This is a genomic window from Nocardioides iriomotensis (assembly GCF_004168035.1).
GTDB lineage: Bacteria > Actinomycetota > Actinomycetes > Propionibacteriales > Nocardioidaceae > Nocardioides_B > Nocardioides_B iriomotensis.
In genome coordinates, this window is the sequence record NZ_SDPU01000020.1 from 131,734 (window position 1) to 153,548 (window position 21,815).

Consider the following 21,815-nt stretch of genomic DNA (forward strand, 5'->3'; position numbering starts at 1 on the left):
CGAGGGGGAGAGGGACCCGATGGACCAGCAGCTGATCCGCCGGCTCCGCGAGGAGGTCGCCGACATCCTCGCGCGCCAGCGCCGCGAGGACGCCGCCAACGGCCTGCCGCCGATGACGGCCGAGGACGAGCGGCAGTTCGCCCGCGCCGTCGTCAGCCGCGTGCTCGACGGCTACGCCCGCGAGGAGGTCACCGCCGGTCGCAAGCCCCCGAGCCACGAGGACGAGCAGGCGATCGCCGAGGGCATCCACGCCGCGCTGTTCGGCGTCGGGCGGCTCCAGCCGCTGCTCGACGACCCCGACGTCGAGAACATCGACATCAACGGCTGCGACAACGTCTTCATCGGGTACGCCGACGGGCGCGAGGAGCGGGGCCTGCCGGTCGCCGACAACGACGACGAGCTGGTCGAGCTCGTCCAGATCCTCGGCGCCTACTCCGGCCTCACCAGCCGTCCGTTCGACACCGCCAACCCGCAGCTCGACATCCGGCTGCCCGACGGCTCCCGGCTGTCGGCCGTCATGGGCGTCACGCAGCGGCCCGCACTGTCGATCCGCCGCGCCCGCATCAGCCGGGCGTCGCTCGACATGCTCGTCGACTACGGGTCGATCTCCCCGGAGCTCGCGGCGTTCCTGTCGGCCGCCGTACGCGCCCGCAAGAACATCATGATCGCCGGCGCCACCAACGCCGGGAAGACGACGCTGCTGCGGGCGCTCGCCAACGAGATCGAGCCGCAGGAGCGGCTGATCACGGTCGAGCGGGCGCTCGAGCTGGGGCTCGGCGAGTACGCCGACCTGCACCCCAACGTGGTCGCCTTCGAGGAGCGGCTGCCCAACTCCGAGGGCACCGGCGCGATCCAGATGTCCGAGCTGGTACGGCGTTCGCTCCGCATGAACCCCAGCCGGGTCATCGTCGGCGAAGTGCTCGGCGACGAGATCGTCACGATGCTCAACGCGATGAGCCAGGGCAACGACGGTTCGCTGTCGACGATCCACGCGAACTCCTCGCTCGAGGTGTTCAACCGCATCTGCACCTACGCCATCCAGTCGGTCGAGCGGCTGCCCGCCGACGCGACGATGATGCTGATCGCCGGCGCGATCGACTTCGTGGTGTTCGTCGAGCGCGTCAACGACTTCTCCTCCGGCGGCAAGCTGCGCCGCATGGTGACCTCGGTCCGCGAGGTCAACGGCGTCGACGGCAGGGTGCTGTCCAGCGAGGTGTTCGCCGCCGGCAGCGACGGCAACGCCGTCCCGGCCGCCGCGGTGTCATGCCTCGACGAGCTGGAGGCCGTCGGCTACCTGCCCGGCGCGGCCGCGACGTGGGTGACCGCCTCATGACCCTGAGTCCCACACTGCTGCTCCTCGTCGGCCTCGGTGCCGTCGTCGGGGCGGGCTTCGTGCTGCTCTGGAAGGGCATCCGCGGCGACGAGCCGAGCGCTGTCGCCGTCCCGCAGAAGAGCATCAAGGACCGGCTCCAGCGCTACGGCACCCAGCTCCCGTTCGCCATCGGCGCCGGCCTGCTGGTGCTGCTGCTCACCCGGTGGGTCGTGGCCGCGGTCGGCACCGGCCTGCTCGTGATGATGTGGGACGCGCTGTTCGGCGGGGCCAGCGGCGAGCGCCGTGCGATCGCCAAGATCGAGGCCCTCGCGGCCTGGACCGAGTCGCTGCGCGACACCGTGGCCGGCGCCGTCGGACTCGAGCAGGCGATCCCGGCCACGGCCTACGCCGCCGCGCCCGCCATCCAGGGACCGCTGGCGACGATGGCCGACCGGCTCCGGGTCCGCGTGCCGCTGCCGGTCGCCCTGCAGCGGTTCGCCGAGGACATGGACGACGCCAGCGCCGACCTGATCATCGCCGCGCTCATCCTCAACTCCCGGCTGCGCGGCCCCGGCCTGCGTGAGGTGCTGACCTCGCTGTCGGAGTCCGCCCGCGCCGAGCTCGACATGCGCCAGCGCGTGAGCGCGGGCCGGCGCAGCACCCGCCGGTCGGTGCAGATCGTCGTCGGCGTGACGCTGGCCTTCGTGCTCGGCCTGCGCATCCTGAACCCGTCGTACGTCGAGCCCTACGGCACGGCGTTCGGGCAGATCATGCTCCTCCTCGTGATCGCGATCTTCGGCGCCGGCATCTTCTGGCTGCGCCGCCTGTCGCGCTTCGAGACGCCCGAGCGCTTCCTCCACTTCCGGACGCTGCCATGAACAGCCTCGTCCTGGTCATGCTCGTCGGCGGCGTCGCCGGCGCCGGGGTGCTGCTCCTCGTCTCGATGTTCAGCCGCACGACGACGTCGGGCGCGGCGGCGCTCGCGCAGATCGACGCCCGCCGCGAGCGCGGTGTCCGCGCGGCCAGCCTGACCGCCGACCGCCGGCACAGCGACGAGTCGGTCCGGATGCGCAAGTTCGGCGCGAGCGTCAGCGACCTCCTGGCCGCCCGCGGGGTCCGGCTGTCGTCGTCGATCACCGCCAACCTCGGCATCGTCGGCCAGTCGCGCGAGACGTTCATCGCCCGCACGCTCCTGTCGGCCGTCGTCGGGATGTTCGTGCCGGTGATCGTGCTGGCCTTCCCGCTGGTGACCGGCATGTTCGGCACCCCGGTCGTGCCGCTGTGGCTCTCCGCCCTCGGCGCCCTGCTCGGCGGGATCCTGCCCTGGGCGCAGCTCAACAACGACGCCGACGAGCGCCGCCGCGACTTCCGGCACGTCGTCAGCTCGTTCCTCGACCTCGTCGCGATGAACCTCGCCGGCGGCCGCGGCGTACCCGAGGCCCTCGCCTCCGCCACGTCGATCAGCGACGGCTGGGCGATGGTTCGCATCCGCGACACCATCGAGGCCGCGCGCCTGCAGGGCACCACGCCGTGGGCGGCCCTGGGTCAGCTCGGTGACGACGTCGACGTCGACGAGCTGCGCGACCTCGCCGCCGCGCTCGCGCTGGTCGCCGAGGACGGCGCCAAGGTGCGCGACTCGCTCGCCGCCCGCGCCGCGTCGATGCGCCGCAAGGAGCTCGCCGACGCCGAGGGCCGCGCCGCCGCACAGTCCCAGTCCATGCTCGTCGCCCAGCTCCTGCTGTGCGTCGGCTTCCTGCTGTTCCTCACGTATCCTGCCGTCGCGAGAGTCCTCGGGAGTTGACCGGGGATGAAGACGGGGATCATCACCACGCCCGATGAGAAAGGCACTCTCAGCAATGAACACACAGCACCTAACCCTCATGACCATCATGCTCCGAGGACGGATCGCCAAGGCCCGGCGGTCCGAGGCCGGGGCCTCCGCCGTCGAGTGGGTGGTCATCACGGCCATCCTCGTCTCGGTGACGATCGCCGTCGGCCTCGTTCTGACCAACAAGATCAAGAGCAAGGCCGATGGGATCGACCTCGGCAGTTGAGCCCGGGTCCCGCTGACCGGGTCTCCCGGTCACGCTGCCGGCGGCGGGACGAGCGCGGCGCGAGCGCCGTGGAGCTGGCGCTCTACATGCCGCTCCTCATGCTGGTCATCCTGATCGCGGTGCAGTTCTCCCTGAACTACCTCGGGAACGCTGCGGCCTCGGCCGTGGCGCGTGAGGCCGCGCGCGTCGCGCGGATCAGCGGCGACCGGGCCGCCGGCGAGCTCGCCGGGTACCAGTACGCCGCCAACGTCGGTCGCGGCGTCCTCGTGCAGGTCGACGTGCAGGTCGTGCCGGTCGGTGACCGGATGCGTGCCGTCGTCACCGGCAAGGCCCAGGAGGTCTCGCCGCTCTTCGTGCCCGGTGTGCGGCAGACCGTCGAGGGTCCGCTCGAAGAGTTCAAGGTCGACCAGTGAGGCGGCCACTCCGCCGGGACGAGTCCGGCTCGATGGCGGTCGAGGTCGTGATCCTCACCCCGGTCCTGATGATGTTCGTGATGCTGATCGCCGCGTGCGGCCGGTACGTCGCCGTCCAGGGCGACATCCAGGCCACCGCCCGCGACGCCGTACGCGCCGCCTCGCTCGAGCGCACCGTCGACGCGGCCCACGTCGCCGCGACCCGGATCGTCCAGCAGTCGCTCGACGACGGCACCACGTGCCGGCCGCTGGGCCTGAGCGGCTTCGCGGCCGGGGGCGTCGTGCGGGTCGACCTCGACTGCGAGGTGTCCTACCGCGGGCTGGGTCTGATCGGGCTCCCCGGCAGCGTGCGCGTCCAGACCATGAGCCAGGCACCGATCGACATCTACCGGAGGACCGGATGAGGCGGCTGGTGTCGGCGGTCCGCGCCCGGCTGGCCCGGCGCGACGAGGGCGGCACGGCCACGGTCTTCGTGGTCGGCTTCGCCGTCGTGCTGCTCGCGTGCGCCGGCCTGGTGATCGACGGCGGCAACGCGATCAACGCCCGCATGAAGCTCGCCGACGACGTCGAGCAGGCCGCTCGCGCGGGCGCGCAGGAGATCGACATCGAGGCGCTGCGCAGCAGCGACGTGGTCCGGCTCGACGGCCGGGCCGCCGAGGCGCGGGCGCGCGGCTACCTCAACGCCCTCGGCTACGGCCGGGTCACGATCCCCGCCGTGACCGGCGACAGCATCACCGTCCACGCCGAGGACGTGACCACCACGAAGCTGCTGAGCCTGATCGGGGTCGACGACTTCGACATCGCGGCGACGGCCACGGCGCAAGCCGTGACCCAGTGACAACACGGAGGCACCCATGACCATGACCGAGCCCGACCCGACGCAGCGGGGACCCGAGCGCTTCGCCGCCCGTGGCGTCGAGCACACCGAGGGTTCGGCGCTCAAGGCGCTCGGCGCCGGTCTGGCGCTGCTGCTCCTCGTCGTCGGCGTCCCCGTCGCCCTGTGGCTCCTCACCGGCCCGCCGCCGTACCCGCACTCCGTGCCCGGCCGCGACACCCTCACGCAGCCGGTCACGATGGACACCGTCCTCGCCGTGCTCCGGGCGGTCGTGTGGCTCGCCTGGCTGCAGTTCGCGGTCTGCACGCTGATCGAGACCGTCAGCCTGGTCCGTGGCCGCGGCCTGCCCCGGCCGGTGCCGCTGTCCGGCCGGTCCCAGCAGCTCGCCCGCGTCCTGGTCAGCACCCTGCTCGTCGGTGGCGTGCTCGCCGGCAGCGCCGGTACGTCGGTCGCGGCGACCGTGTCCGCGATGGACCAGCCCACCGGCGACGTGGCCGCCTCCGTCGACGGCGGCGCCGCCAAGGCCGACCTGGTGCAGGAGCGCTCGACGCCGCAGGCCGACGACGACCAGCGGGTCGAGCGCCGGGCCGTGCAGGCCGGCGTCCCCAGCGACATGACCGACGTGATCGGCAAGAAGGTCTACGTCGTGCAGCCGCCCGACGGCTCCTACCACGACAACCTCTGGGACATCGCCGAGCGGCACCTCGACAACGGCCGCCGCTGGCAGGAGATCTTCGACCTCAACAAGGGCCGGCTCCAGCCCGACGGCGGCGAGCTCGTGCTCGGCCGGCTGATCCAGCCCGGCTGGGTGCTGGTCATGCCCGCTGACGCCAAGGGCCTCGACCGGGTCGAGGCCGCCCCGGCCCCCCCCGACAGCACGCCGCCGGTCCCCGGCAGCCAGGCCGGTGGCGACCACGACGTCGCCGACGCCGGCGGTGACGTCGTCGACGGGGACCAGGCCGACGCGGCGACCGGGTCGACGCTCGCCCGCGACCTCGCCGGCGGCGGCATCGTCGCGGCCGGCCTGCTGGCCGCGCTCGTCGCCGAGCGCCGCCGCCGTCGCGGCGCCGCCCCCGACGACGAGGCCCTCGAGGCCGAGGTCGGCCTGCTCGTCGGCGCCGACCGGGAGCGCGCGGCCTGGCTCGACACCGCCCTGCGCGGCCTCGCGGCCAGCAGCCGCACCGAGCAGGTGCCGCTGCCGCCGGTGTTCGCGGTGGTGGTCGACGACGAGCACCTCGACCTCCGGCTCGCGCCGGCCCGTCCCGACGCGCCCGCGCCATGGACCCCGCTCGACGAGGGCCGCACCTGGCGGCTGTCCCGCGACGCCGACGCCCCCGCCGAGCTCGGGCACGCGCCGTACCCCGGCCTGGTCTGCCTGGGCCGCACCCTCGAGGGCGCCGACGTCCTGGTCGACCTGGAGTCGGTCGGCGGTGCCGTCGCGGTGACCGGCCACGAGGCGACCGCGACGCAGGTGGTCTCCGCGCTCGCCGTCCAGCTCGCCACCGCGCCCTGGACCGACGAGCAGCGCGTCTACGGCCACCAGCTCTCCGAGGTGCTGGCCGACCTCGCCGGCGACCGGCTCGTGCTGGTCGACGACTACGCGCCGCTGCTCGAGCGGCTCGAGACCAGCCTCCCGCAGCGCGCCGCCCAGGACGTCCTCACCGGCCGCCTCGCGCGCCGCCCGGGTGTCACGCCGCAGTACGCCGTCCTCGGCGCCAGCCCGTCCGACGTCCTCGCCGAGCGGTTCGCCGCGCTGACCGGCCAGGGCGCGCGCGGGTTCGGTGTCGTCGTCGCGGGCGACGCCGCCGGCACCCGCTGGCGGCTCGACGTCGACGAGTCCGGCACGCTCAGGGTGCCGCTGCTCGACCTGCAGGTCGAGGCCGTCCGCCTCACCGAGCGGTCCACCGAGCTGGTCGCCGAGCTGTTCGAGAAGGCCCGCGAGGAAGCACCCGCGGTCGTCGACGGCCGCGTCCGCGTGCCGGCGCCATCCCGGCCCGGCGACGACGGCCACTGGAGCACCGCGGCCGTCCGCGTCGGTGTCCTCGGCCGGATCGAGACCCGCACCCCCGGTGACCTCGACCCGACCCGCGTCGACCTCGCCGTCGAGATGGCGACGTTCCTCGCCCTGCAGTCCGCCCCCGTCCACCCGACCGTGCTGGCGGCCTCCGTGTGGCCGCGCGGCGTGACCCCCGAGGTGCGCGACGCCAGCATCGAGCGCGTCCGGGAGTGGATCGGCACCGACGCCGAGGGCACCCACCTGCTCCGTCAGGACGACGACGGCCGGCTCAGCCTCAGCTCCGACGTGGCGGTCGACTGGGCCGCGCTGTGCGACCTCGCCCAGCGCTCCCGGCACGCCCAGCCGCGCGAGGAGCGCGAGCTGCTGCGCCGGGCGCTCCAGCTGGTCCGCGGCGAGCTGATGGACGGCCGCCCGGCCGGGCGGTACTCCTGGCTGCCGCGCACCCGCCTCGAGACGCTCGTCGAAGACGTCGTCGTCGACGCCGCCCACCGGCTCGTCGAGCTCAGCCTCGACGACGGCGACCCGGTCGGCGCCGCTGGCGCGGCGACCGCCGGCCTGCGCGCCGCGCCGGGCTCACAGCTGCTCTGGCGCGACCTGATCCGGGCCGAGCACCACGCCGGAGGCAACGACGCCGCCGCCGAGGCCGCGGGCCGGATGGCCGACGTGCTCGGCTCGCGCCAGGCGCACATCGAGGCCGAGACCGACGCCCTCGTGGAGGAGCTGCTCCCGGCCGGCGAGGTCGCGTCCGGGGAGTAGGTCAGCCGACCAGCAGCACGACCGTCTCGGCGACGCAGGCGGGCTTCGACTCGCCCTCGATCTCGATGACGTACTTCAGCGTCATCTGCTTGCCGGTCGGGATGTCCTCGACCCCGGTCAGCGTCACGTGCCCGCGCACGCGGGAGCCGACCTTGACCGGGCTGGGGAAGCGCACCTTGTTGACGCCGTAGTTGAGCTTCGCGCCCGGGGTGTCCAGGCGGAACACCTCGTTGGCGATCCACGGGATCAGCGCGAGCGTCATGTAGCCGTGCGCGATCGTGCCGCCGAACGGCCCGGACGCGGCGCGCTCCTCGTCGACGTGGATCCACTGGTGGTCGAGCGTGGCGTCGGCGAAGGCGTTGACCCGGTCCTGGTCGATCTGCAGCCAGCCGCTGCTGCCGAGCTCCTCGCCGACGGCCGCGGTGAGCTCGTCGAGGGACGTGAACGTGCGCATGGGCCGTGCCTCCTGAGAAAAGTCCGACCTCGCGGTGCGAGGATGTGCCGCATGTCCGAACCTATCGGGGAGCGCATCCGCCGGGCGCCCAAGGTCCTGTTGCACGACCACCTCGACGGCGGGCTGCGCCCGCAGACGATCATCGACCTCGCGCCGGAGGGGCACGTGCTGCCGGCGACCGAGGCCGACGCGCTCCGACAGTGGTTCGAGGACTCCGCCAGCTCGGGGTCGCTCGAGCGCTACCTCGAGACGTTCGACCACACCGTCGCGGTCATGCAGACCGCCGACAACCTCCGCCGGGTCGCGCGCGAGTGCGTCGAGGACCTCGCCGCCGACGGCGTCGTGTACGCCGAGGTGCGCTACGCCCCCGAGCAGCACCTCGACGGCGGGCTGTCGCTGACCGAGGTGGTCGAGGCGGTGCGCGACGGGTTCGCCGAGGGAGAGGCCGCGGCGGAGGCCGACGGCTCGCCGATCACGGTCCGGCAGCTGCTCACCGCGATGCGGCACCAGGCCCGCTCGATGGAGATCGCCGAGCTGGCGGTGGGCTACCGCGACGACGGCGTGGTCGGCTTCGACATCGCCGGGGCCGAGGCCGGCTTCCCGCCCACCCGGCACCTCGACGCGTTCGAGTACCTCCAGCGCGAGAACGCCCACTTCACCATCCACGCCGGCGAGGCGTTCGGCCTCCCGTCGATCTGGCAGGCGATCCAGTGGTGCGGCGCCGACCGGCTCGGCCACGGCGTGCGGATCATCGACGACGTCACCCGGCAGCCCGACGGCTCGGTGCAGCTCGGCCGGCTGGCGTCGTACGTCCGGGACAAGCGGATCCCGCTGGAGATGTGCCCGTCGTCGAACATCCAGACCGGGGCGGCCGCGTCGATCGCCGAGCACCCGATCGGCCTGCTCAAGGACCTGCGCTTCCGGGTCACGGTCAACACCGACAACCGGCTGATGAGCGGCACGTCGCTGTCCCGCGAGCTCGAGCTGCTCGTGGACGCGTTCGGCTACGACTTCGCGGACCTGCGGTGGTTCGCTATCAACGCGATGAAGTCGGCGTTCCTTCCGTTCGACGAGCGGCTCGCGATCATCGACGAGGTGATCAAGCCGGCGTACGCCGTGCTCGCGACGATGAGCTGATCAGACGCGGGCGCCGGTCAGCACCCGGACCCGGTCGTAGGCCTCGTCGGGCGTCATCGGATCGCAGCCGAGAGCGACCGCGTGCGCCACGATCCGCGGCTCCTGCCGCATCAGCAGCCAGCCGCGCCGCACCAGCACGTGCGGCGGCTTGCGGCGCTCGCGCAGGTCGCGGGTCAGCCGCCGCCAGAACGTCAGCATCGGGTGGTTGCGCACGCAGATCGCGGCGGCGAGGATCCCGCGCCCGCGGCAGGACGCCACGACCTCCTGGGCGAAGATGCCCTCCGCGACGACGTACAGCGCGTCGCCGATGTCGACCGTCCGGTGACCGGTGCGCCCGTTCCTCGCGATCTCGTAGACCGGCACGTCGGCGGCGCCCGTGCGGCAGAGCGTCTCCAGCGCGTCCGCGGCCTCCTCGCACAGCCACGAGGCCGGGTCGTCCCAGTCGACGATCACCTCGCCGCCGGGGAGGCTCAGGTGCGGGAGACCGGGGTCGTCGCCGTCCTTGTAGAAGTCGTCGAGGTTGACGAACGGCAGCCCGAGCCGCCGGCAGAGACGGGACTTGCCGGACCCCGAGGGCCCGGCAAGCACGATGACCTGGGCTGTCACTCGTCCGTACGTCGTCAGGGGCCGGTCAGATGCCGACCGGGTGCCAGACCGTCTTGGTCTCCAGGAACGCCGTCATCCGGTCGAGCCCGGGCGCCTCGGTCCAGTCGGGCTCCTCGGCCGCCGCGCGCACGACCCGCTTGAGGTTCTCCGCCGCGGCCACCTCGAGGGCGGTCGGGTCGACGCCCTCGGCACCCGCGGCGCCCGTGAGGTCGATCGCGTTGACGTCCATGTGGCTCGCCAGCGTCGGTGCCGTGTCGCCGAGCGCGCCGGTGAGCACGTTGACCACGCCGCCCGGCACGTCGGAGGTGGCGAGCACCTCGGACAGCGTGATGGCCGGCAGCGGCCGGGTCGCCGAGGTCGCGACGACGACGGTGTTGCCGGTGACGATCACCGGTGCGACGACCGAGACCAGGCCGAGCAGCGAGGACTGCTGCGGCGCCAGCACGGCGACGACGCCGGTCGGCTCGGGCACGGAGAAGTTGAAGTACGGCGCCGCAACCGGGTTGGTGCCGCCGACGACCTGGGCGAGCTTGTCGGCCCAGCCGGCGTACCAGACCAGGCGGTCGACCGACTCGTCGACGGCGGCCTCGGCCTGCCGCTTGGTGCCACCCTCGGAGCGCTGTACCTCGTCGACGAACTGCGCGCGCCGGCCCTCGAGCACCTCGGCGATCCGGTAGACGACCTGGCCGCGGTTGTACGGCGTGCGGGCGGACCAGCCGCCGAACGCCTTGCGCGCGGCCACGACGGCGTCGCGGGCGTCCTTGCGGGAGGCGTAGGAGGCGTTGGCGAGGAACGTGCCCTTGCTGTCCTCGACGACGTACGAGCGGCCCGACTCGGAGCGCGGGAACGCGCCGCCGATGTAGAGCTTGTAGGTCTTGCGAACGTCGATGCGGGTGCTCACTTGAGGTACGCCTCCAGACCGTGGCGGCCGCCCTCGCGGCCGTAACCCGACTCCTTGTAGCCGCCGAACGGGCTGGTCGGGTCGAACTTGTTGAACGTGTTGGCCCAGACGACGCCGGCCCGGAGCTGGTCGGCCATCCAGAGGATGCGCGAGCCCTTGTCGGTCCAGACGCCGGCGGAGAGGCCGAACGGGGTGTTGTTGGCCTTCTCGACGGCCTCGGCCGGGGTGCGGAAGGTCAGCACCGACAGCACCGGGCCGAAGATCTCCTCGCGCGCGATGCGGTGCGCCTGCGAGACGCCGGTGAACACCGTCGGCGGGAACCAGAAGCCGTGGGTCGGCAGCTCGCACGCCGGGCTCCAGCGGCCCGCGCCCTCGGCCTCGCCGATGTCGGACAGCTCCTTGATCTTGGCGAGCTGCTCGGCGGAGTTGATCGCGCCGACGTCGGTGTTCTTGTCGAGCGGGTCACCCACGCGCAGCGTGGACATCCGCCGCTTGAGGCGCTCGAGCACCTCGTCGGCGACGGACTCCTGCACCAGCAGGCGCGAGCCCGCGCAGCAGACGTGGCCCTGGTTGAAGAAGATGCCGTTGACGATGCCCTCGACGGCCTGGTCGACCGGGGCGTCGTCGAAGACGATGTTGGCGGCCTTGCCGCCGAGCTCGAGCGTGACCTTCTTGTCGGTGCCGGCGACGGTCTTCGCGATCATCCGGCCGACCTCGGTCGAGCCGGTGAACGCGACCTTGTCGACGTCGGGGTGCGCCACGATCGCCCGGCCGGTCTCGCCCGCGCCGGTGACGATGTTGACCACGCCCGGCGGCAGGTCGGCCTGCTGGCAGATCTCCGCGAACAGCAGCGCGGTCAGCGGTGTCGTCTCGGCCGGCTTGAGCACGACGGTGTTGCCGGCGGCCAGGGCCGGGGCGATCTTCCACGACAGCATCAGCAGCGGGAAGTTCCACGGGATGACCTGACCCGCGACGCCGTGCGCCTTCGGGTCCGGGCCCAGCCCGGCGTACTCGAGCTTGTCGGCCCAGCCGGCGTAGTAGAAGAAGTGCGCCGCGGCGAGCGGGACGTCGACGTCGCGCGACTCCTTGATCGGCTTGCCGTTGTCGATCGACTCGAGCACCGCGAGCTCGCGGCCGCGCTCCTGGAGGATCCGGGCGATGCGGAAGAGGTACTTGCCGCGCTCGCGGCCCGACATGCGCGACCACACGCGGGTGTAGGCGCGCCGCGCGGCCTTGACCGCGAGGTCGACGTCCTCCGCCGAGGCCTCGCTGACCTCGGCCAGCACCTCCTCGGTCGCGGGGGAGATCGTCTTGAACGTCGTCCCGTCGGTCGGGTCGACGAACTCGCCGTTGATGAAGAGGCCGTACGACGACTTGATGTCGACGATCGCGCGCGACTCGGGCGCGGGGGCGTACTCGAACGCAGCCGCGGGGCTGCTGGTGGTCTTCTTGGTAGCCATCGCGATCAGTCCAGGGTGAAGTAGTCGGGGCCGGAGTAGCGGCCGGTGCGCATCTTGGTCCGCTGCATCAGCAGGTCGTTGAGCAGCGTGGACGCGCCGAAGCGGAACCAGTCGGGGTCGAGCCAGTCCTGGCCGGCGACCTCGTTGACCGTGACGAGGTACTTGATCGCGTCCTTGGCGGTGCGGATGCCGCCGGCGGGCTTCACGCCGACCATCTGGCCGGTGAGCTCGCGGTAGTCGCGGACCGCCTCGAGCATGACCATCGTGACGGGCAGCGTCGCGGCCGGCTGCACCTTGCCGGTGGAGGTCTTGATGAAGTGACCGCCGGCCATCATCGCCAGCCAGGAGGCACGGCGGACGTTGTCGTAGGTCTGCAGCTCGCCGGTCTCGAAGATGACCTTGAGGTGCGCCGTGCTGCCATCCGGCCGCGCGCAGGCCTCGCGGACCGCGACGATCTCCTCGAACACCTGCATGTAGCGGCCGGCCAGGAACGCGCCGCGGTCGATGACCATGTCGATCTCGTCGGCGCCGGCCTCGACGGCGTCCTGGGTGTCCATCAGCTTGATGTCGCGTGCGGCACGGCCGGACGGGAACGCCGTCGCCACCGCCGCGACGTTGACGCCGCTGTCGCCGAGGACCTCCTTGGCGGTCGCCACCATGTCGGGATAGACGCAGACGGCGGCGACCTGCGGGCAGGTCGGGTCGGCCGGATCCGGCCGCAGCGCCTTGGAGGCGAGGGCCCGCACCTTGCCGGGGGTGTCCTGCCCCTCCAGCGTGGTGAGGTCGACCATCCGGACCGCCAGGTCGAGCGCGAACGCCTTGGCGGTGGTCTTGATGGAGCGGGTGCCGAGCGACGCGGCACGGGCCTCGGCCCCGACCTGGTCCACCCCCGGCAGTCCGTGGAGGAATCGACGTAACGAGGAGTCGGACGAGGTCGCTTCAGCCAGATCGGCCGGGACGCCGTACGAGCTCGTCGTTGAGCTCAGCGTGGTCACTCGCACCAGCATAGGGACCACCGCGCGTTGTGGGAAAACGAGGCGGGGAAGGCAGAATCGTGCTCATGACCGGTCCCGACGTCAGTCCCGACGCCGCTTCTGCGCGACCTCGACCCGTGGAGCGGTTCAAGCCGACCAGCGGGCAGGCCCTCGGCTGGTTCGGGCTGGCGTTCGCCGCGCTCGCGCTGGTCTACGTGGTCTGGACCGTCCACACGACGACCGGCGTGCGGATCGCCCTCGGCGCGGTGTTCTTCGGCACGCTCATCTGGGTGACGCAGGTCCGCCCGCGGGCGACGGCGTACCCGCGGCACGTGGTGCTCAAGAACGCCGTCCGTGACCATCACGTGCCGCTCGCGGCCGTCGACGAGGTCACGATCGGCCAGACGCTGTCGCTGTGGGTGGGCGACGAGCGCTACAGCTGCATCGGGATCGGCAACTCCATCCGCGGCGACATGAAGGAGCGTCGCCGCCGGGCGGTCGACGAGGCCGACGTGGGTCGGAGCCGGTTCTCGGAGCTGCGGGCCAAGGCGGAGCGGGCCAACCTCGACGAGCGGGCGATGAGCTACCAGACCTTCGTCGTCACGCGGCTCGAGGAGCTGGTCGAGACGGCCAAGCGCGAGCTCCGCGAGCTCGGTCACCAGCCCGGCACCCCACGCCACACGACGGCGTGGCCCGAGGTGGCGCTGCTCGCGGTCAGCGGCCTCGCCTTCGTGGTGTCGCTCTTCCTGTGACGACCGATATCGGTAGTCACAGCGTGACCCAGGGGTCACTCTCGGACTACCGATATCGGTAGTCAGAGCCCCGCGGCCGCGGCGAGGTCGGCCCGGATCGCGTCCAACCGTCCGGCGGCGGCGATCCGGGCCGCGTCGACGCCTCCGTCGTCGTCAGAATCGACGGGTACGACGACCTCCAGGTAGGCCTTGATCTTGGGCTCGGTGCCCGACGGCCGCACGATCACCCGCGCCCGCTCGGCGAGCCGGTAGCGCAGCCCGTCGGTCGGCGGCAGGTCGGCGCTGCCGGCGGCGAGGTCGTCGACCTGCTCGACGGTCAGCCCACCCAGCGACGACGGCGGCGTGGTGCGCAGCCGCGCCATCGCGTCCTTGATCTGCGCGAGGTCGGTGACCCGCACCGAGAGCTGGTCGGTGGCGAACAGGCCGTGCTCGCGGGCGATGTCGTCGAGCCGGTCGACGAGGGTGCGGCCTTCCGCCTTGAGCTCGGCGGCGAGCTCGACGACGCGCAGCAGCGCGGACACCCCGTCCTTGTCGCGCACGAGGGCGGGGGCGACGCAGTAGCCGAGCGCCTCCTCGTAGCCGAACGCGATCCCGTCGACGCGGGCGATCCACTTGAAGCCGGTGAGCGTCTCGGCGTGCGGCTGCCCGTGTGCGTCCGCCAGGACGCCGAGCAACGAGGACGAGACGATCGAGGCGGCGTAGACGCCCTCGGTGCCGCGGCGCAGCAGGAAGTCCGCGAGCAGCGCGCCCACCTCGTCGCCGCGCAGCATCCGCCAGCCGTGCGGGCCGGGGACCGCGACGGCGCAGCGGTCGGCGTCGGGGTCGTTGGCGACGACCAGGTCGGCTCCGACCTCGGCGGCCAGCTCCATCGCGAGGTCCATCGCGCCGGGCTCCTCCGGGTTCGGGAACGCGACGGTGGGGAAGTCGGGGTCGGGCTCGGCCTGCGCGGTCGTGACGTGCGGCGCCGGGAAGCCCGCACGCTCCAGCACCAGGCCGACGGACTCGCCGCCGACGCCGTGCAAGGGCGTGTAGACCGTGGTGATGTCGCGCGGGCCGCCGGGGGCGACGAGCTCGGCCGTGTCGGCGAGGTAGGACTCCAGCAGGTCGTCGCCGAGGACGTCCCAGCCCTCGCCCCGGGGTACGTCGGCGACAGCGCCGACGGCGGCGATCCGCTCGGCGATCCCGGCGTCGGCGGGCGGCACGATCTGGCTGCCGTCGCCGAGGTACACCTTGTAGCCGTTGTCCTGCGGCGGGTTGTGCGACGCCGTGACCATCACGCCGGCGACGCAGCCGAGCTTGCGGATCGCGTAGGCGAGCACGGGCGTCGGCAGCGGCCGCGGCAGCACCAGCGCGCGCAGCCCGGCGCCGCGCATGACGGCCGCGGTGTCCTCGGCGAACACGTCGGAGCTGTAGCGGGCGTCGTAGCCGATCACGACGGCGTCCTCGGGGCCGGCCCCGTTGTCCTTCAGGTACGCCGCGAGACCGGCCGCGGCGCGGATCACGACGACCCGGTTCATCCGGTTGGGGCCGCCGCCCAGCGCGCCGCGCAGGCCCGCCGTACCGAACTCGAGGGTGCCGTCGAACCGGTCCGCGAGGTCGGCTGCCGCGTCGCCGTCGGGGTCCGCAGCGACCGCGGTGACGAGGGCCTCGACCTCGGCGCGGGTGGTGGCGTCGGGGTCGTCGGCCGCCCAGGCGCGTGCGCGGGCGAGCAGGTCGGACTGGTCGGTCATGGTCCGAACACTAGGACGTGTCGCCGCCGGCGACCGACTCACAACGCGGGTCGGTAGAACCGCTCGGTGACGAACGGCCCGCCGACGTGGGCGGCCTCGACCTCGTCCTCGGCGCGGTCGGGCACGTCGGCGGCGTGCGCCTCCGCGTCGTCCTCGGGCCGGTAGCCGAGGGCGTGACCGGGCTCGAGGTCCCACCAGCCGCGCGTGTTGGCGGAGATGCCGTAGACGACCGAGAAGCCCGGCGCCGGTGCGCTGATCGCGGCGTCGACCAGGCGGACCGCGTCGTCGTGGGAGAGCCAGGTGGAGAGGCCGCGGCGGGTCTCCGGCTGCGGCAGGAACGACCCGATGCGCAGCGCCACCGCGTCGATGCCGTGCCGGTCGACGTACAGGCTGAGGAGCGCCTCCGCCGCGACCTTGGCGACGCCGTAGAACGTGTCCGGCCGCGGGCGTACGTCGGTCGTCAGCAGGTCGCTGCGCGGCGTGCGGCCGACCGCGTGGTTGCTGCTGGCGTACACGAACCGGTCGACGCCGTGCCGGACCATCGCGTCGAGCAGCGCCGCGGTGCTGACCACGTGGCTGTCGAGCTCGTCGGTCAGCGACGCCTCGTCCGCCCGGCCGGCGAAGTGCACGACCGCCTCCACGCCGCCGGAGCGGGCGAGGTCGGCGAACACCGCCTCGACGGCGTCGGGATCGGTGCAGTCGACGGCGTACCACGCGGTGTCGGAGCCGTCGGGCGCCGTGCTGCGGTCGAGACCGATCACCTCGTGGCCGAGGGCGGTCAGGCCGGGGAGCAGGACGGTGCCGATGCTGCCGGCCGCGCCGGTGACGAGGACGCGCACGGCGGCCCTCAGACCTTCGGGACGATCGCGCCGAGCAGCTCACCCATGCGGGTGGCCGCGGCCCGGCCGGCCTCGAGCACCTCCTCGTGGTTGAGCGCCTCACCGGTCATGCCGGCGGCCAGGTTGGTGACCAGCGAGATGCCGAGCACCTCCATGCCGGCCTCGCGGGAGGCGATCGCCTCGAGCACGGTGGACATGCCGACCAGGTCGCCGCCGATCGTGCGGACCATCCGGATCTCGGCGGGGGTCTCGTAGTGCGGCCCGGTGAACTGGACGTAGACGCCCTCGTCGAGGCTCGGGTCGACCTCCTGGCACAGCGTGCGCAGGCGGGAGCTGTAGAGGTCGGTCAGGTCGACGAAGTTCGCGCCCTCGATCGGTGAGGTCGCGGTGAGGTTGATGTGGTCGCTGATCAGGACCGGCGTGCCGGGCGTCCAGGTGTCCTTGAGCCCGCCGCAGCCGTTGGTGAGCACCATGACGTCGCAGCCGGCGGCGGCCGCGGTGCGGACACCGTGCACGACCGCGCGGACGCCGCGGCCCTCGTAGAAGTGGGTGCGGCCCAGGAACACAAGGAGGTTCTTGTCGCCCGCGCGGACCGACCGGATCTTGCCGGCGTGCCCCTGCACGGCCGAGGCGGAGAAGCCGGGGAGGTCGGTGGTGGACAGCTCGGCGGTCGCCTCGCCGAGGGCGTCGACGGCCGGGAGCCAGCCCGAGCCCATCACGAGTGCGACGTCGTGCTTGTCGACGCCGGTCAGCTCGCGGAGCCGGTCGGCGGCCTGGGCGGCCAGCTGCTGAGGTTCGCCTGCGGGGTTGCTCACGCGGTGAGCGTAGTCGTCAGTGACCGATGCTCCGACAGGGCCGGTTGCGCAGCGCCTCGACGTAGTCGGCCGGCGCGTCGGCCGCGTCGGCGGCCTCGGCGAGGATCCCGAGGTACGACGCGGAGGGGAGTCCGCCCTCGTAGGCGTCGAGCACGTACGCCCACGCCACCTGCTCGCCGAGCATCGTGGTCACTCGGACCTTTGTCTTGCGGTAGAGGCCCGTGTCGGCGCTCTCCCACCCGTCGAGCGTCGACTCGTCCTCCTCGGTGACGTCGTACACCGCGACGAAGACCTGCTCCAGCGGGTCCTCGACGATGGTCGCCAGCGCGCCGTCCCAGCCGAGGTCCTCGCCGCCGAACGTGAGCCGCCAGCCGAGCAGCCAGCCCGTCGTGCGCAGGATCGAGTGCGGGCAGCGCTCCATCATGCGGTGGGGGTCCAGGTTGGACCCGTACGCGGCGTACAGGGGCACGCGCCGAGCGTAGTGGCTGGACCGCCGCCTCCCGGGGAACCGCCCGGATGCGAGAATCAGGCACGTGAATCGTGTCGTGGTGATCGGTGGCGGACCCGGCGGCTACGAGGCGGCGCTGGTGGCCGCACAGCTCGGGGCCGACGTCACCGTCGTCGACTCCGACGGCCTCGGCGGCTCCGCGGTCATCACCGACTGCGTCCCGAGCAAGACCCTCATCGCGACGGCCGAGCTGATGGCCGACATGGAGGAGGCCGACGAGCTCGGCCTGATGGGCACCGCGCCCGGCGTCGACCTGGCCCGCGTGAACGCCCGCGTGAAGCGGCTCGCGCTCGCCCAGTCGGCCGACATCGAGCGGCGGATCACCCGCGACGGTGTACGGGTGCTCGCCGGCCGCGGCCGTCTCGACGGGCCCGACAAGGTCGTCGTCGACCTGCACGACGGTGGGCGCGAGGTGGTCGAGGCCGACGCGGTGCTGGTCGCCACCGGCGCCTCGCCGCGCACGCTCGACACCGCCCGGCCCGACGGCGAGCGGATCCTGACCTGGGAGCAGGTCTACGACCTCGACGAGGTGCCCGAGAAGCTCATCGTGGTCGGCTCCGGCGTGACCGGCGCGGAGTTCGCGTCGGCGTACAACGCCCTGGGCATCGACGTCACCCTCGTGTCCAGCCGCGACCGGGTGCTGCCCGGCGAGGACGCCGACGCGGCCGAGGTGATCGAGCAGGTCTTCACCCGGCGGGGCATGACCGTGCTGTCGAAGTCCCGGATGGCCTCGGTCGCCCGCGACGGCGACACGGTCACCGTGACGCTCACCGACGGCCGCACGGTCGAGGGCTCGCACTGCCTCCTCGCGCTCGGCTCGATCCCGAACACCAAGGACCTCGGCCTCGAGGAGGCCGGCATCGACCTGGACGCGTCCGGCAACGTCGTCGTCGACCGGGTCTCGCGCACGTCGGCGCGAGGCGTGTACGCCGCCGGCGACTGCACCGGCGTGCTCATGCTCGCCTCCGTCGCGGCCATGCAGGGCCGGATCGCGATGTGGCACTTCCTCGGCGACGCGGTGCAGCCCCTCGACCTCAAGCGGGTCTCATCCAACGTCTTCACCGCCCCGGAGATCGCGACGGTCGGCTACACCCAGGCCGGCGTCGACGCCGGCGAGGTCGAGGCCGAGAGCGTGATGCTGCCGCTGTCGGGCAACCCGCGCGCCAAGATGCAGGGCGTCCGCGACGGCTTCGTGAAGCTCTTCGCCCGCCCCGGCACCGGGATCATCGTCGGTGGCGTCGTGGTCGGGCCGCGCGCGAGCGAGCTGATCCACCCGGTGTCGATCGCGGTGGCGGAGAACCTCACCGCCGACCAGCTGGCGCACGCGTTCACGGTCTACCCGTCGATGAGCGGCTCGGTCGCCGAGGCCGCCCGCCGCCTGCACCGGGTGGACTAGGGCTCAGGGCGCGTCGACCGGGTCCTCCAGGCCGACGCAGAACTCCGTGCTGCTGCCGTCCATCGTGCCCGGCGGGTAGTAGTCGACCGCCCAGCCCCGGCAGGTCGCTGTTCGCGCAGACCGGGCCACGAAGCTGTCCGTCCGGTCGATCCCCACCGGCCAGAGCACGACCCCGACCGCGACCAGCGCCACCAGGCCGAGCCAGGTGCCGACCTGGCTCCGCGCGGCGCCGAGCCACGCGGACGCGGCGAGGACAACCGCGAGACCCCCGCCGACGGTCAGGGCGACCAGGAAGCCGACGCTGTCACCCCGCTCGCCGAACGGTCCGTACAGGCTGGCCAGCCAGGGGAACGGAATGCCGCAGCCGACCACGAAGCCGACCCCACCTGCCGTGATCGTGACGCGTCGTCGTCGCTCGACCGGATCCACGCCGGTTCGACGTGGCCCGGGTCCGCGGGGTTCCGGTCAGAAGCCGCCGAAGTCCCCGCCGAAGTCGAACCCGCCGCCGTCGAACCCGCCGCCGTCGCCGCCGAAGTCGGAGCCGCCGCCCCCGTCGTCGAAGCCGCCGCCGTCCCCGCCCCCGTTATCACCGCCGCCGGTGTCGAAGCCGTCGGCGCCGCCGGACATGTCGCCGCCGTCCCAGTCGGACGCGAGCAGCGAGCCGAGCAGGAAGCCGGGGAGCAGGCCGCTCATGGCGTACCCGCCGAAGTAGCCCGAGGCGTACGGCGAGTAGGCGGGGCCGCCCTGCCAGTAGGGCACCCGGCCGGCGCCCTGCCGGACCGTGCGGATGTCCGGCTCGGCGCCCTGCTGGACGCGGTCCTCGTCGGCGGCGCAGACCGGGATCTGGCGCTTCTGGCCACCGGGCGGCGCCCACTCGATGTCGGCGGTGGACGGGCCGTGGGCCGGGTTGAAGAAGCACGGCGGGCGTCGCGTGGGCAGCGGCCTGCCCTCGACGCGCGCGGTCACGCAGGCGATGGCGTACCGGCCGTCCTCGAGCGCCTCGGTCACGTGCTTGATGTCGTCCTTGCGGGTGGCGAGCCGCAGCGACTCCTTCGCCGACTCGTAGGAGTCGAGGGCGCGCTGCCAGTCCTGCCGGGCGGCCTCGTCGAGCTGCGCGGTGAGCATGTCGCTGTCGAGCCGCTGGAGCTCCTCGCCGAAGCGGGTGACGTCCTCCTCGGTGACGGTGCGCACCGCGGCGAGCTCGCTGGCCTGCCGCGACTCGAGCTCCGCCTGGCGGCGACGCGCGGCCACCGCCTGGGTCCCGAAGACGACCACGCCGATGACCAGCAGCAGGACGAGGATCTCCATGCGTCGAGCCTACGGGGACGTCCCCACCCGGCCGATGCGTGTAGCACGAGGACTGGGGGATTCCGTGGCGCGAAACGCCGGGAATCTGCCAGAATCATCAGCCACACGCACAACTGAATGCTCATTCGTCACACTTGTCGCGTCGCGACGGGCCGGATCGGGAAGTCCTGCCTGCCGCGTCGGCCCCTCCGGATGGGAAGCCGGACGGTCCGGACCCCGCGGCCGGTGCGCTGTCTGGGCGGATGCAAGGGGAAGACCAGATGCAGTCACGCCGCAGGCGCGACCGGCTGGCCGTCCGCGCCTGGCCGTCCCGCGCCGCCTCGAGCGTCGCGGGTGTGGTCGGCGTGGTCACGGTCCTGCTCGTCGGCGCCGTCGGGTCGCAGGCACCGGCCGTCACCGTCGACCAGTCCTACTGGATCCCGGCGGGCGACAAGGTCGTCGTGCGCGGGCACGGCTACGGGCACGGCCACGGGATGAGCCAGTACGGCGCGTACGGCGCGGCCCGGCAGGGCCTCACCGCCGCCCAGATCGTCGGGTTCTACTACCCGGGCACGACCCCGACCGTCGTCGGTGGCCGGATCCGCGTGCTCATCACGGCCGACACCTCCGACGACGTCGTGGTCAGCCCCGTCGCCGGCCTCGCCGTCCGGGACCGCGGGGCACGGGCGACGTACCCCCTCCCGGTCGTCGACGGCGCGACCCGGTGGCGGCTGAACGTCGTCGGGCGCGCGCCGGTCGTCGAGTACCGCGTCGGCGGCACGTACCGGCCGTGGCTGCCCGACGGCGTCGCGGCGTTCACCGGCGACCTGCAGCTCCAGGCGCCCGGTCAGCTGATGACGCTGTGGACCCCCGCGGGTGAGCGCAGCTACCGCGGCAAGCTCCGTGCCGCCACGCCGTCCCCGGGGTCGACCGCGCGCGACACCGTCAACGTGGTGAAGCTCGACGACTACCTCAAGGGTGTGATCGCCGACGAGATGCCGGCGTCGTGGCACCCCGAGGCGGTCAAGGCGCAGGCGATCGCCGCGCGCACCTACGCCGCCTGGTCGCGCGCCGAGAACCGCAAGCGCTACTACCAGATCTGCGACACCACCTCCTGCCAGGTGTACGGCGGGGTCGCGGCCGAGCACCCGGCGGCCAGCGCGGCCGTGGCGGCGACGGCCGGACAGGTCCTAACGTTCGAGGGGAAGCCGGCGTTCACGCAGTTCTCCTCGTCGAGCGGCGGCTGGACGGCCGCGGGGTCGGTGCCGTACCTGCCGGCCCAGGCCGACCCCTACGACGCCCACGACGCGAACCCGATGAACACCTGGGCGGTCACCGTCGACGTGCGCCGCCTGGAGAAGGCCTACCCGGCCATCGGCGACCTGCGCCGGATCCGGGTGACCGCGCGCGACGGCAACGGCGAGTGGTTCGGCCGGGTGATCTCGCTGCAGCTCGACGGCACCAAGGCCGACCGGACGATCAGCGGCGACAGCTTCCGCTGGGCGTTCGGGCTCCGCTCCACCTGGTTCGCGATCGACCAGCCCCGCTAGCACCCGCGCCTTCGAGGGC

Annotated in this window: 23 protein-coding genes; 12 read left to right on the forward strand and 11 right to left on the reverse strand. The window is 73.0% G+C overall.

From position 1 onward, the window contains the following. Positions 1–19 precede the first annotated feature (19 nt). The 8 genes from ETU37_RS07275 to ETU37_RS07305 all read left to right on the forward strand — a co-directional run bounded on the left by ETU37_RS07275 (position 20) and on the right by ETU37_RS07305 (position 7,387). Entirely contained in the window at positions 20–1,333 is a 1,314-nt protein-coding gene (locus tag ETU37_RS07275) for a TadA family conjugal transfer-associated ATPase (RefSeq protein ID WP_129986587.1), read from the forward strand. Further along, the gene (locus ETU37_RS07280) at positions 1,330–2,190 is read left to right on the forward strand and encodes a type II secretion system F family protein (RefSeq protein ID WP_129986588.1); all 861 of its coding nucleotides are present in this window, start codon (positions 1,330–1,332) and stop codon (positions 2,188–2,190) included. Before ETU37_RS07275 ends, ETU37_RS07280 begins: the two co-directional genes overlap by 4 nt. Beyond that, the gene (locus ETU37_RS07285) at positions 2,187–3,113 is read left to right on the forward strand and encodes a type II secretion system F family protein (protein ID WP_129986589.1); all 927 of its coding nucleotides are present in this window, start codon (positions 2,187–2,189) and stop codon (positions 3,111–3,113) included. Before ETU37_RS07280 ends, ETU37_RS07285 begins: the two co-directional genes overlap by 4 nt. Before the next feature lie 79 nt (positions 3,114–3,192). Beyond that, positions 3,193–3,366, forward strand: coding sequence for a hypothetical protein (locus ETU37_RS23600; protein WP_240755599.1), 174 nt, complete (start codon positions 3,193–3,195; stop codon positions 3,364–3,366). Positions 3,367–3,434: 68 nt separating this feature from the next. After that, positions 3,435–3,779, forward strand: coding sequence for a TadE/TadG family type IV pilus assembly protein (locus ETU37_RS23605; RefSeq protein ID WP_240755600.1), 345 nt, complete (start codon positions 3,435–3,437; stop codon positions 3,777–3,779). Continuing rightward, entirely contained in the window at positions 3,776–4,183 is a 408-nt protein-coding gene (locus tag ETU37_RS07295) for a TadE/TadG family type IV pilus assembly protein (protein ID WP_240755601.1), read from the forward strand. Before ETU37_RS23605 ends, ETU37_RS07295 begins: the two co-directional genes overlap by 4 nt. Beyond that, positions 4,180–4,617 carry a TadE/TadG family type IV pilus assembly protein gene (locus ETU37_RS07300; RefSeq protein ID WP_129986591.1) on the forward strand — a complete coding sequence of 146 codons (438 nt, stop codon included), beginning with the start codon at positions 4,180–4,182 and terminating at the stop codon, positions 4,615–4,617. Before ETU37_RS07295 ends, ETU37_RS07300 begins: the two co-directional genes overlap by 4 nt. A 16-nt stretch (positions 4,618–4,633) precedes the next feature. Further along, on the forward strand, positions 4,634–7,387 hold the full coding sequence (locus ETU37_RS07305; protein WP_129986592.1) for a hypothetical protein: 2,754 nt from the start codon (positions 4,634–4,636) through the stop codon (positions 7,385–7,387). A 1-nt stretch (position 7,388) separates the two neighbouring features. Here the strand turns inward: ETU37_RS07305 and ETU37_RS07310 are convergent, their stop codons facing one another. Further along, the gene (locus ETU37_RS07310) at positions 7,389–7,841 is read right to left on the reverse strand and encodes a MaoC family dehydratase (RefSeq protein WP_129986593.1); all 453 of its coding nucleotides are present in this window, start codon (positions 7,839–7,841) and stop codon (positions 7,389–7,391) included. Positions 7,842–7,892: 51 nt separating this feature from the next. On the opposite strand from ETU37_RS07310, the gene ETU37_RS07315 reads away from it, so the two are divergent. Next, positions 7,893–8,978, forward strand: a complete 1,086-nt coding sequence (locus tag ETU37_RS07315) for an adenosine deaminase (protein WP_129986594.1) — start codon at positions 7,893–7,895, stop codon at positions 8,976–8,978. Here ETU37_RS07315 and ETU37_RS07320 read toward each other — a convergent pair whose 3' ends face one another. From ETU37_RS07320 to deoC, 4 genes are read right to left on the reverse strand one after another with little or no spacing between them, the layout of a single operon-like run. Then, the gene (locus ETU37_RS07320; RefSeq protein WP_129986595.1) at positions 8,979–9,584 is read right to left on the reverse strand and encodes an ATP-binding protein; all 606 of its coding nucleotides are present in this window, start codon (positions 9,582–9,584) and stop codon (positions 8,979–8,981) included. It abuts the gene before it with no gap. A 25-nt stretch (positions 9,585–9,609) separates the two neighbouring features. Next, on the reverse strand, positions 9,610–10,485 hold the full coding sequence (locus tag ETU37_RS07325) for an aldehyde dehydrogenase family protein (protein ID WP_129986596.1): 876 nt from the start codon (positions 10,483–10,485) through the stop codon (positions 9,610–9,612). After that, on the reverse strand, positions 10,482–11,945 hold the full coding sequence (locus ETU37_RS07330; protein WP_129986597.1) for an aldehyde dehydrogenase family protein: 1,464 nt from the start codon (positions 11,943–11,945) through the stop codon (positions 10,482–10,484). The genes ETU37_RS07325 and ETU37_RS07330 overlap by 4 nt, the downstream gene beginning before the upstream one ends. A 5-nt stretch (positions 11,946–11,950) precedes the next feature. After that, entirely contained in the window at positions 11,951–12,832 is an 882-nt protein-coding gene (gene deoC / locus ETU37_RS07335) for a deoxyribose-phosphate aldolase (RefSeq protein ID WP_240755602.1), read from the reverse strand. Positions 12,833–13,005: 173 nt separating this feature from the next. Between deoC and ETU37_RS07340 the strand changes: the two genes are divergently transcribed. Further along, positions 13,006–13,671: a hypothetical protein gene (locus ETU37_RS07340; RefSeq protein WP_129986599.1), complete on the forward strand. Its 666-nt coding sequence runs from the start codon at positions 13,006–13,008 to the stop codon at positions 13,669–13,671. A gap of 62 nt (positions 13,672–13,733) precedes the next feature. Here ETU37_RS07340 and ETU37_RS07345 read toward each other — a convergent pair whose 3' ends face one another. Genes ETU37_RS07345 through ETU37_RS07360 form a run of 4 tightly spaced genes read right to left on the reverse strand, consistent with a single transcriptional unit; the run spans position 13,734 to position 17,524 of the window. After that, entirely contained in the window at positions 13,734–15,401 is a 1,668-nt protein-coding gene (locus ETU37_RS07345; protein WP_129986600.1) for a phospho-sugar mutase, read from the reverse strand. Positions 15,402–15,439: 38 nt separating this feature from the next. Further along, on the reverse strand, positions 15,440–16,240 hold the full coding sequence (locus ETU37_RS07350; protein ID WP_129986601.1) for an NAD-dependent epimerase/dehydratase family protein: 801 nt from the start codon (positions 16,238–16,240) through the stop codon (positions 15,440–15,442). Between the two features lie 8 nt (positions 16,241–16,248). Continuing rightward, positions 16,249–17,055: a purine-nucleoside phosphorylase gene (locus ETU37_RS07355; protein WP_129986602.1), complete on the reverse strand. Its 807-nt coding sequence runs from the start codon at positions 17,053–17,055 to the stop codon at positions 16,249–16,251. A gap of 16 nt (positions 17,056–17,071) precedes the next feature. Continuing rightward, positions 17,072–17,524: a gamma-glutamylcyclotransferase family protein gene (locus ETU37_RS07360; RefSeq protein WP_129986603.1), complete on the reverse strand. Its 453-nt coding sequence runs from the start codon at positions 17,522–17,524 to the stop codon at positions 17,072–17,074. Between the two features lie 64 nt (positions 17,525–17,588). Here ETU37_RS07360 and ETU37_RS07365 point away from each other — a divergent pair, with 64 nt between their 5' ends. Beyond that, positions 17,589–18,959: an NAD(P)H-quinone dehydrogenase gene (locus tag ETU37_RS07365; RefSeq protein WP_129986604.1), complete on the forward strand. Its 1,371-nt coding sequence runs from the start codon at positions 17,589–17,591 to the stop codon at positions 18,957–18,959. A gap of 3 nt (positions 18,960–18,962) precedes the next feature. Here ETU37_RS07365 and ETU37_RS07370 read toward each other — a convergent pair whose 3' ends face one another. Both ETU37_RS07370 and ETU37_RS07375 read right to left on the reverse strand, forming a co-directional pair. Next, positions 18,963–19,388 carry a hypothetical protein gene (locus ETU37_RS07370; protein WP_129986605.1) on the reverse strand — a complete coding sequence of 142 codons (426 nt, stop codon included), beginning with the start codon at positions 19,386–19,388 and terminating at the stop codon, positions 18,963–18,965. 36 nt (positions 19,389–19,424) lie between these two features. Beyond that, on the reverse strand, positions 19,425–20,267 hold the full coding sequence (locus ETU37_RS07375; RefSeq protein WP_129986606.1) for a hypothetical protein: 843 nt from the start codon (positions 20,265–20,267) through the stop codon (positions 19,425–19,427). A 260-nt stretch (positions 20,268–20,527) separates the two neighbouring features. On the opposite strand from ETU37_RS07375, the gene ETU37_RS07380 reads away from it, so the two are divergent. After that, on the forward strand, positions 20,528–21,796 hold the full coding sequence (locus ETU37_RS07380; RefSeq protein ID WP_129986607.1) for a SpoIID/LytB domain-containing protein: 1,269 nt from the start codon (positions 20,528–20,530) through the stop codon (positions 21,794–21,796). Positions 21,797–21,815 lie beyond the last annotated feature (19 nt).

What these genes read in the sequence shown, in the direction of transcription:
- ETU37_RS07275 (WP_129986587.1), top strand. Translation starts at nt 20, where the DNA reads ATGGACCAGCAGCTGATCCGCCGGCTCCGCGAGGAGGTCGCCGACATC.
- ETU37_RS07280 (WP_129986588.1), top strand. Translation starts at nt 1,330, where the DNA reads ATGACCCTGAGTCCCACACTGCTGCTCCTCGTCGGCCTCGGTGCCGTC.
- ETU37_RS07285 (WP_129986589.1), top strand. Translation starts at nt 2,187, where the DNA reads ATGAACAGCCTCGTCCTGGTCATGCTCGTCGGCGGCGTCGCCGGCGCC.
- ETU37_RS23600 (WP_240755599.1), top strand. Translation starts at nt 3,193, where the DNA reads ATGACCATCATGCTCCGAGGACGGATCGCCAAGGCCCGGCGGTCCGAG.
- ETU37_RS07300 (WP_129986591.1), top strand. Translation starts at nt 4,180, where the DNA reads ATGAGGCGGCTGGTGTCGGCGGTCCGCGCCCGGCTGGCCCGGCGCGAC.
- ETU37_RS07305 (WP_129986592.1), top strand. Translation starts at nt 4,634, where the DNA reads ATGACCATGACCGAGCCCGACCCGACGCAGCGGGGACCCGAGCGCTTC.
- ETU37_RS07310 (WP_129986593.1), bottom strand. Translation starts at nt 7,841, where the DNA reads ATGCGCACGTTCACGTCCCTCGACGAGCTCACCGCGGCCGTCGGCGAG.
- ETU37_RS07315 (WP_129986594.1), top strand. Translation starts at nt 7,893, where the DNA reads ATGTCCGAACCTATCGGGGAGCGCATCCGCCGGGCGCCCAAGGTCCTG.
- ETU37_RS07330 (WP_129986597.1), bottom strand. Translation starts at nt 11,945, where the DNA reads ATGGCTACCAAGAAGACCACCAGCAGCCCCGCGGCTGCGTTCGAGTAC.
- ETU37_RS07340 (WP_129986599.1), top strand. Translation starts at nt 13,006, where the DNA reads ATGACCGGTCCCGACGTCAGTCCCGACGCCGCTTCTGCGCGACCTCGA.
- ETU37_RS07345 (WP_129986600.1), bottom strand. Translation starts at nt 15,401, where the DNA reads ATGACCGACCAGTCCGACCTGCTCGCCCGCGCACGCGCCTGGGCGGCC.
- ETU37_RS07375 (WP_129986606.1), bottom strand. Translation starts at nt 20,267, where the DNA reads ATGGAGATCCTCGTCCTGCTGCTGGTCATCGGCGTGGTCGTCTTCGGG.
- ETU37_RS07380 (WP_129986607.1), top strand. Translation starts at nt 20,528, where the DNA reads ATGCAGTCACGCCGCAGGCGCGACCGGCTGGCCGTCCGCGCCTGGCCG.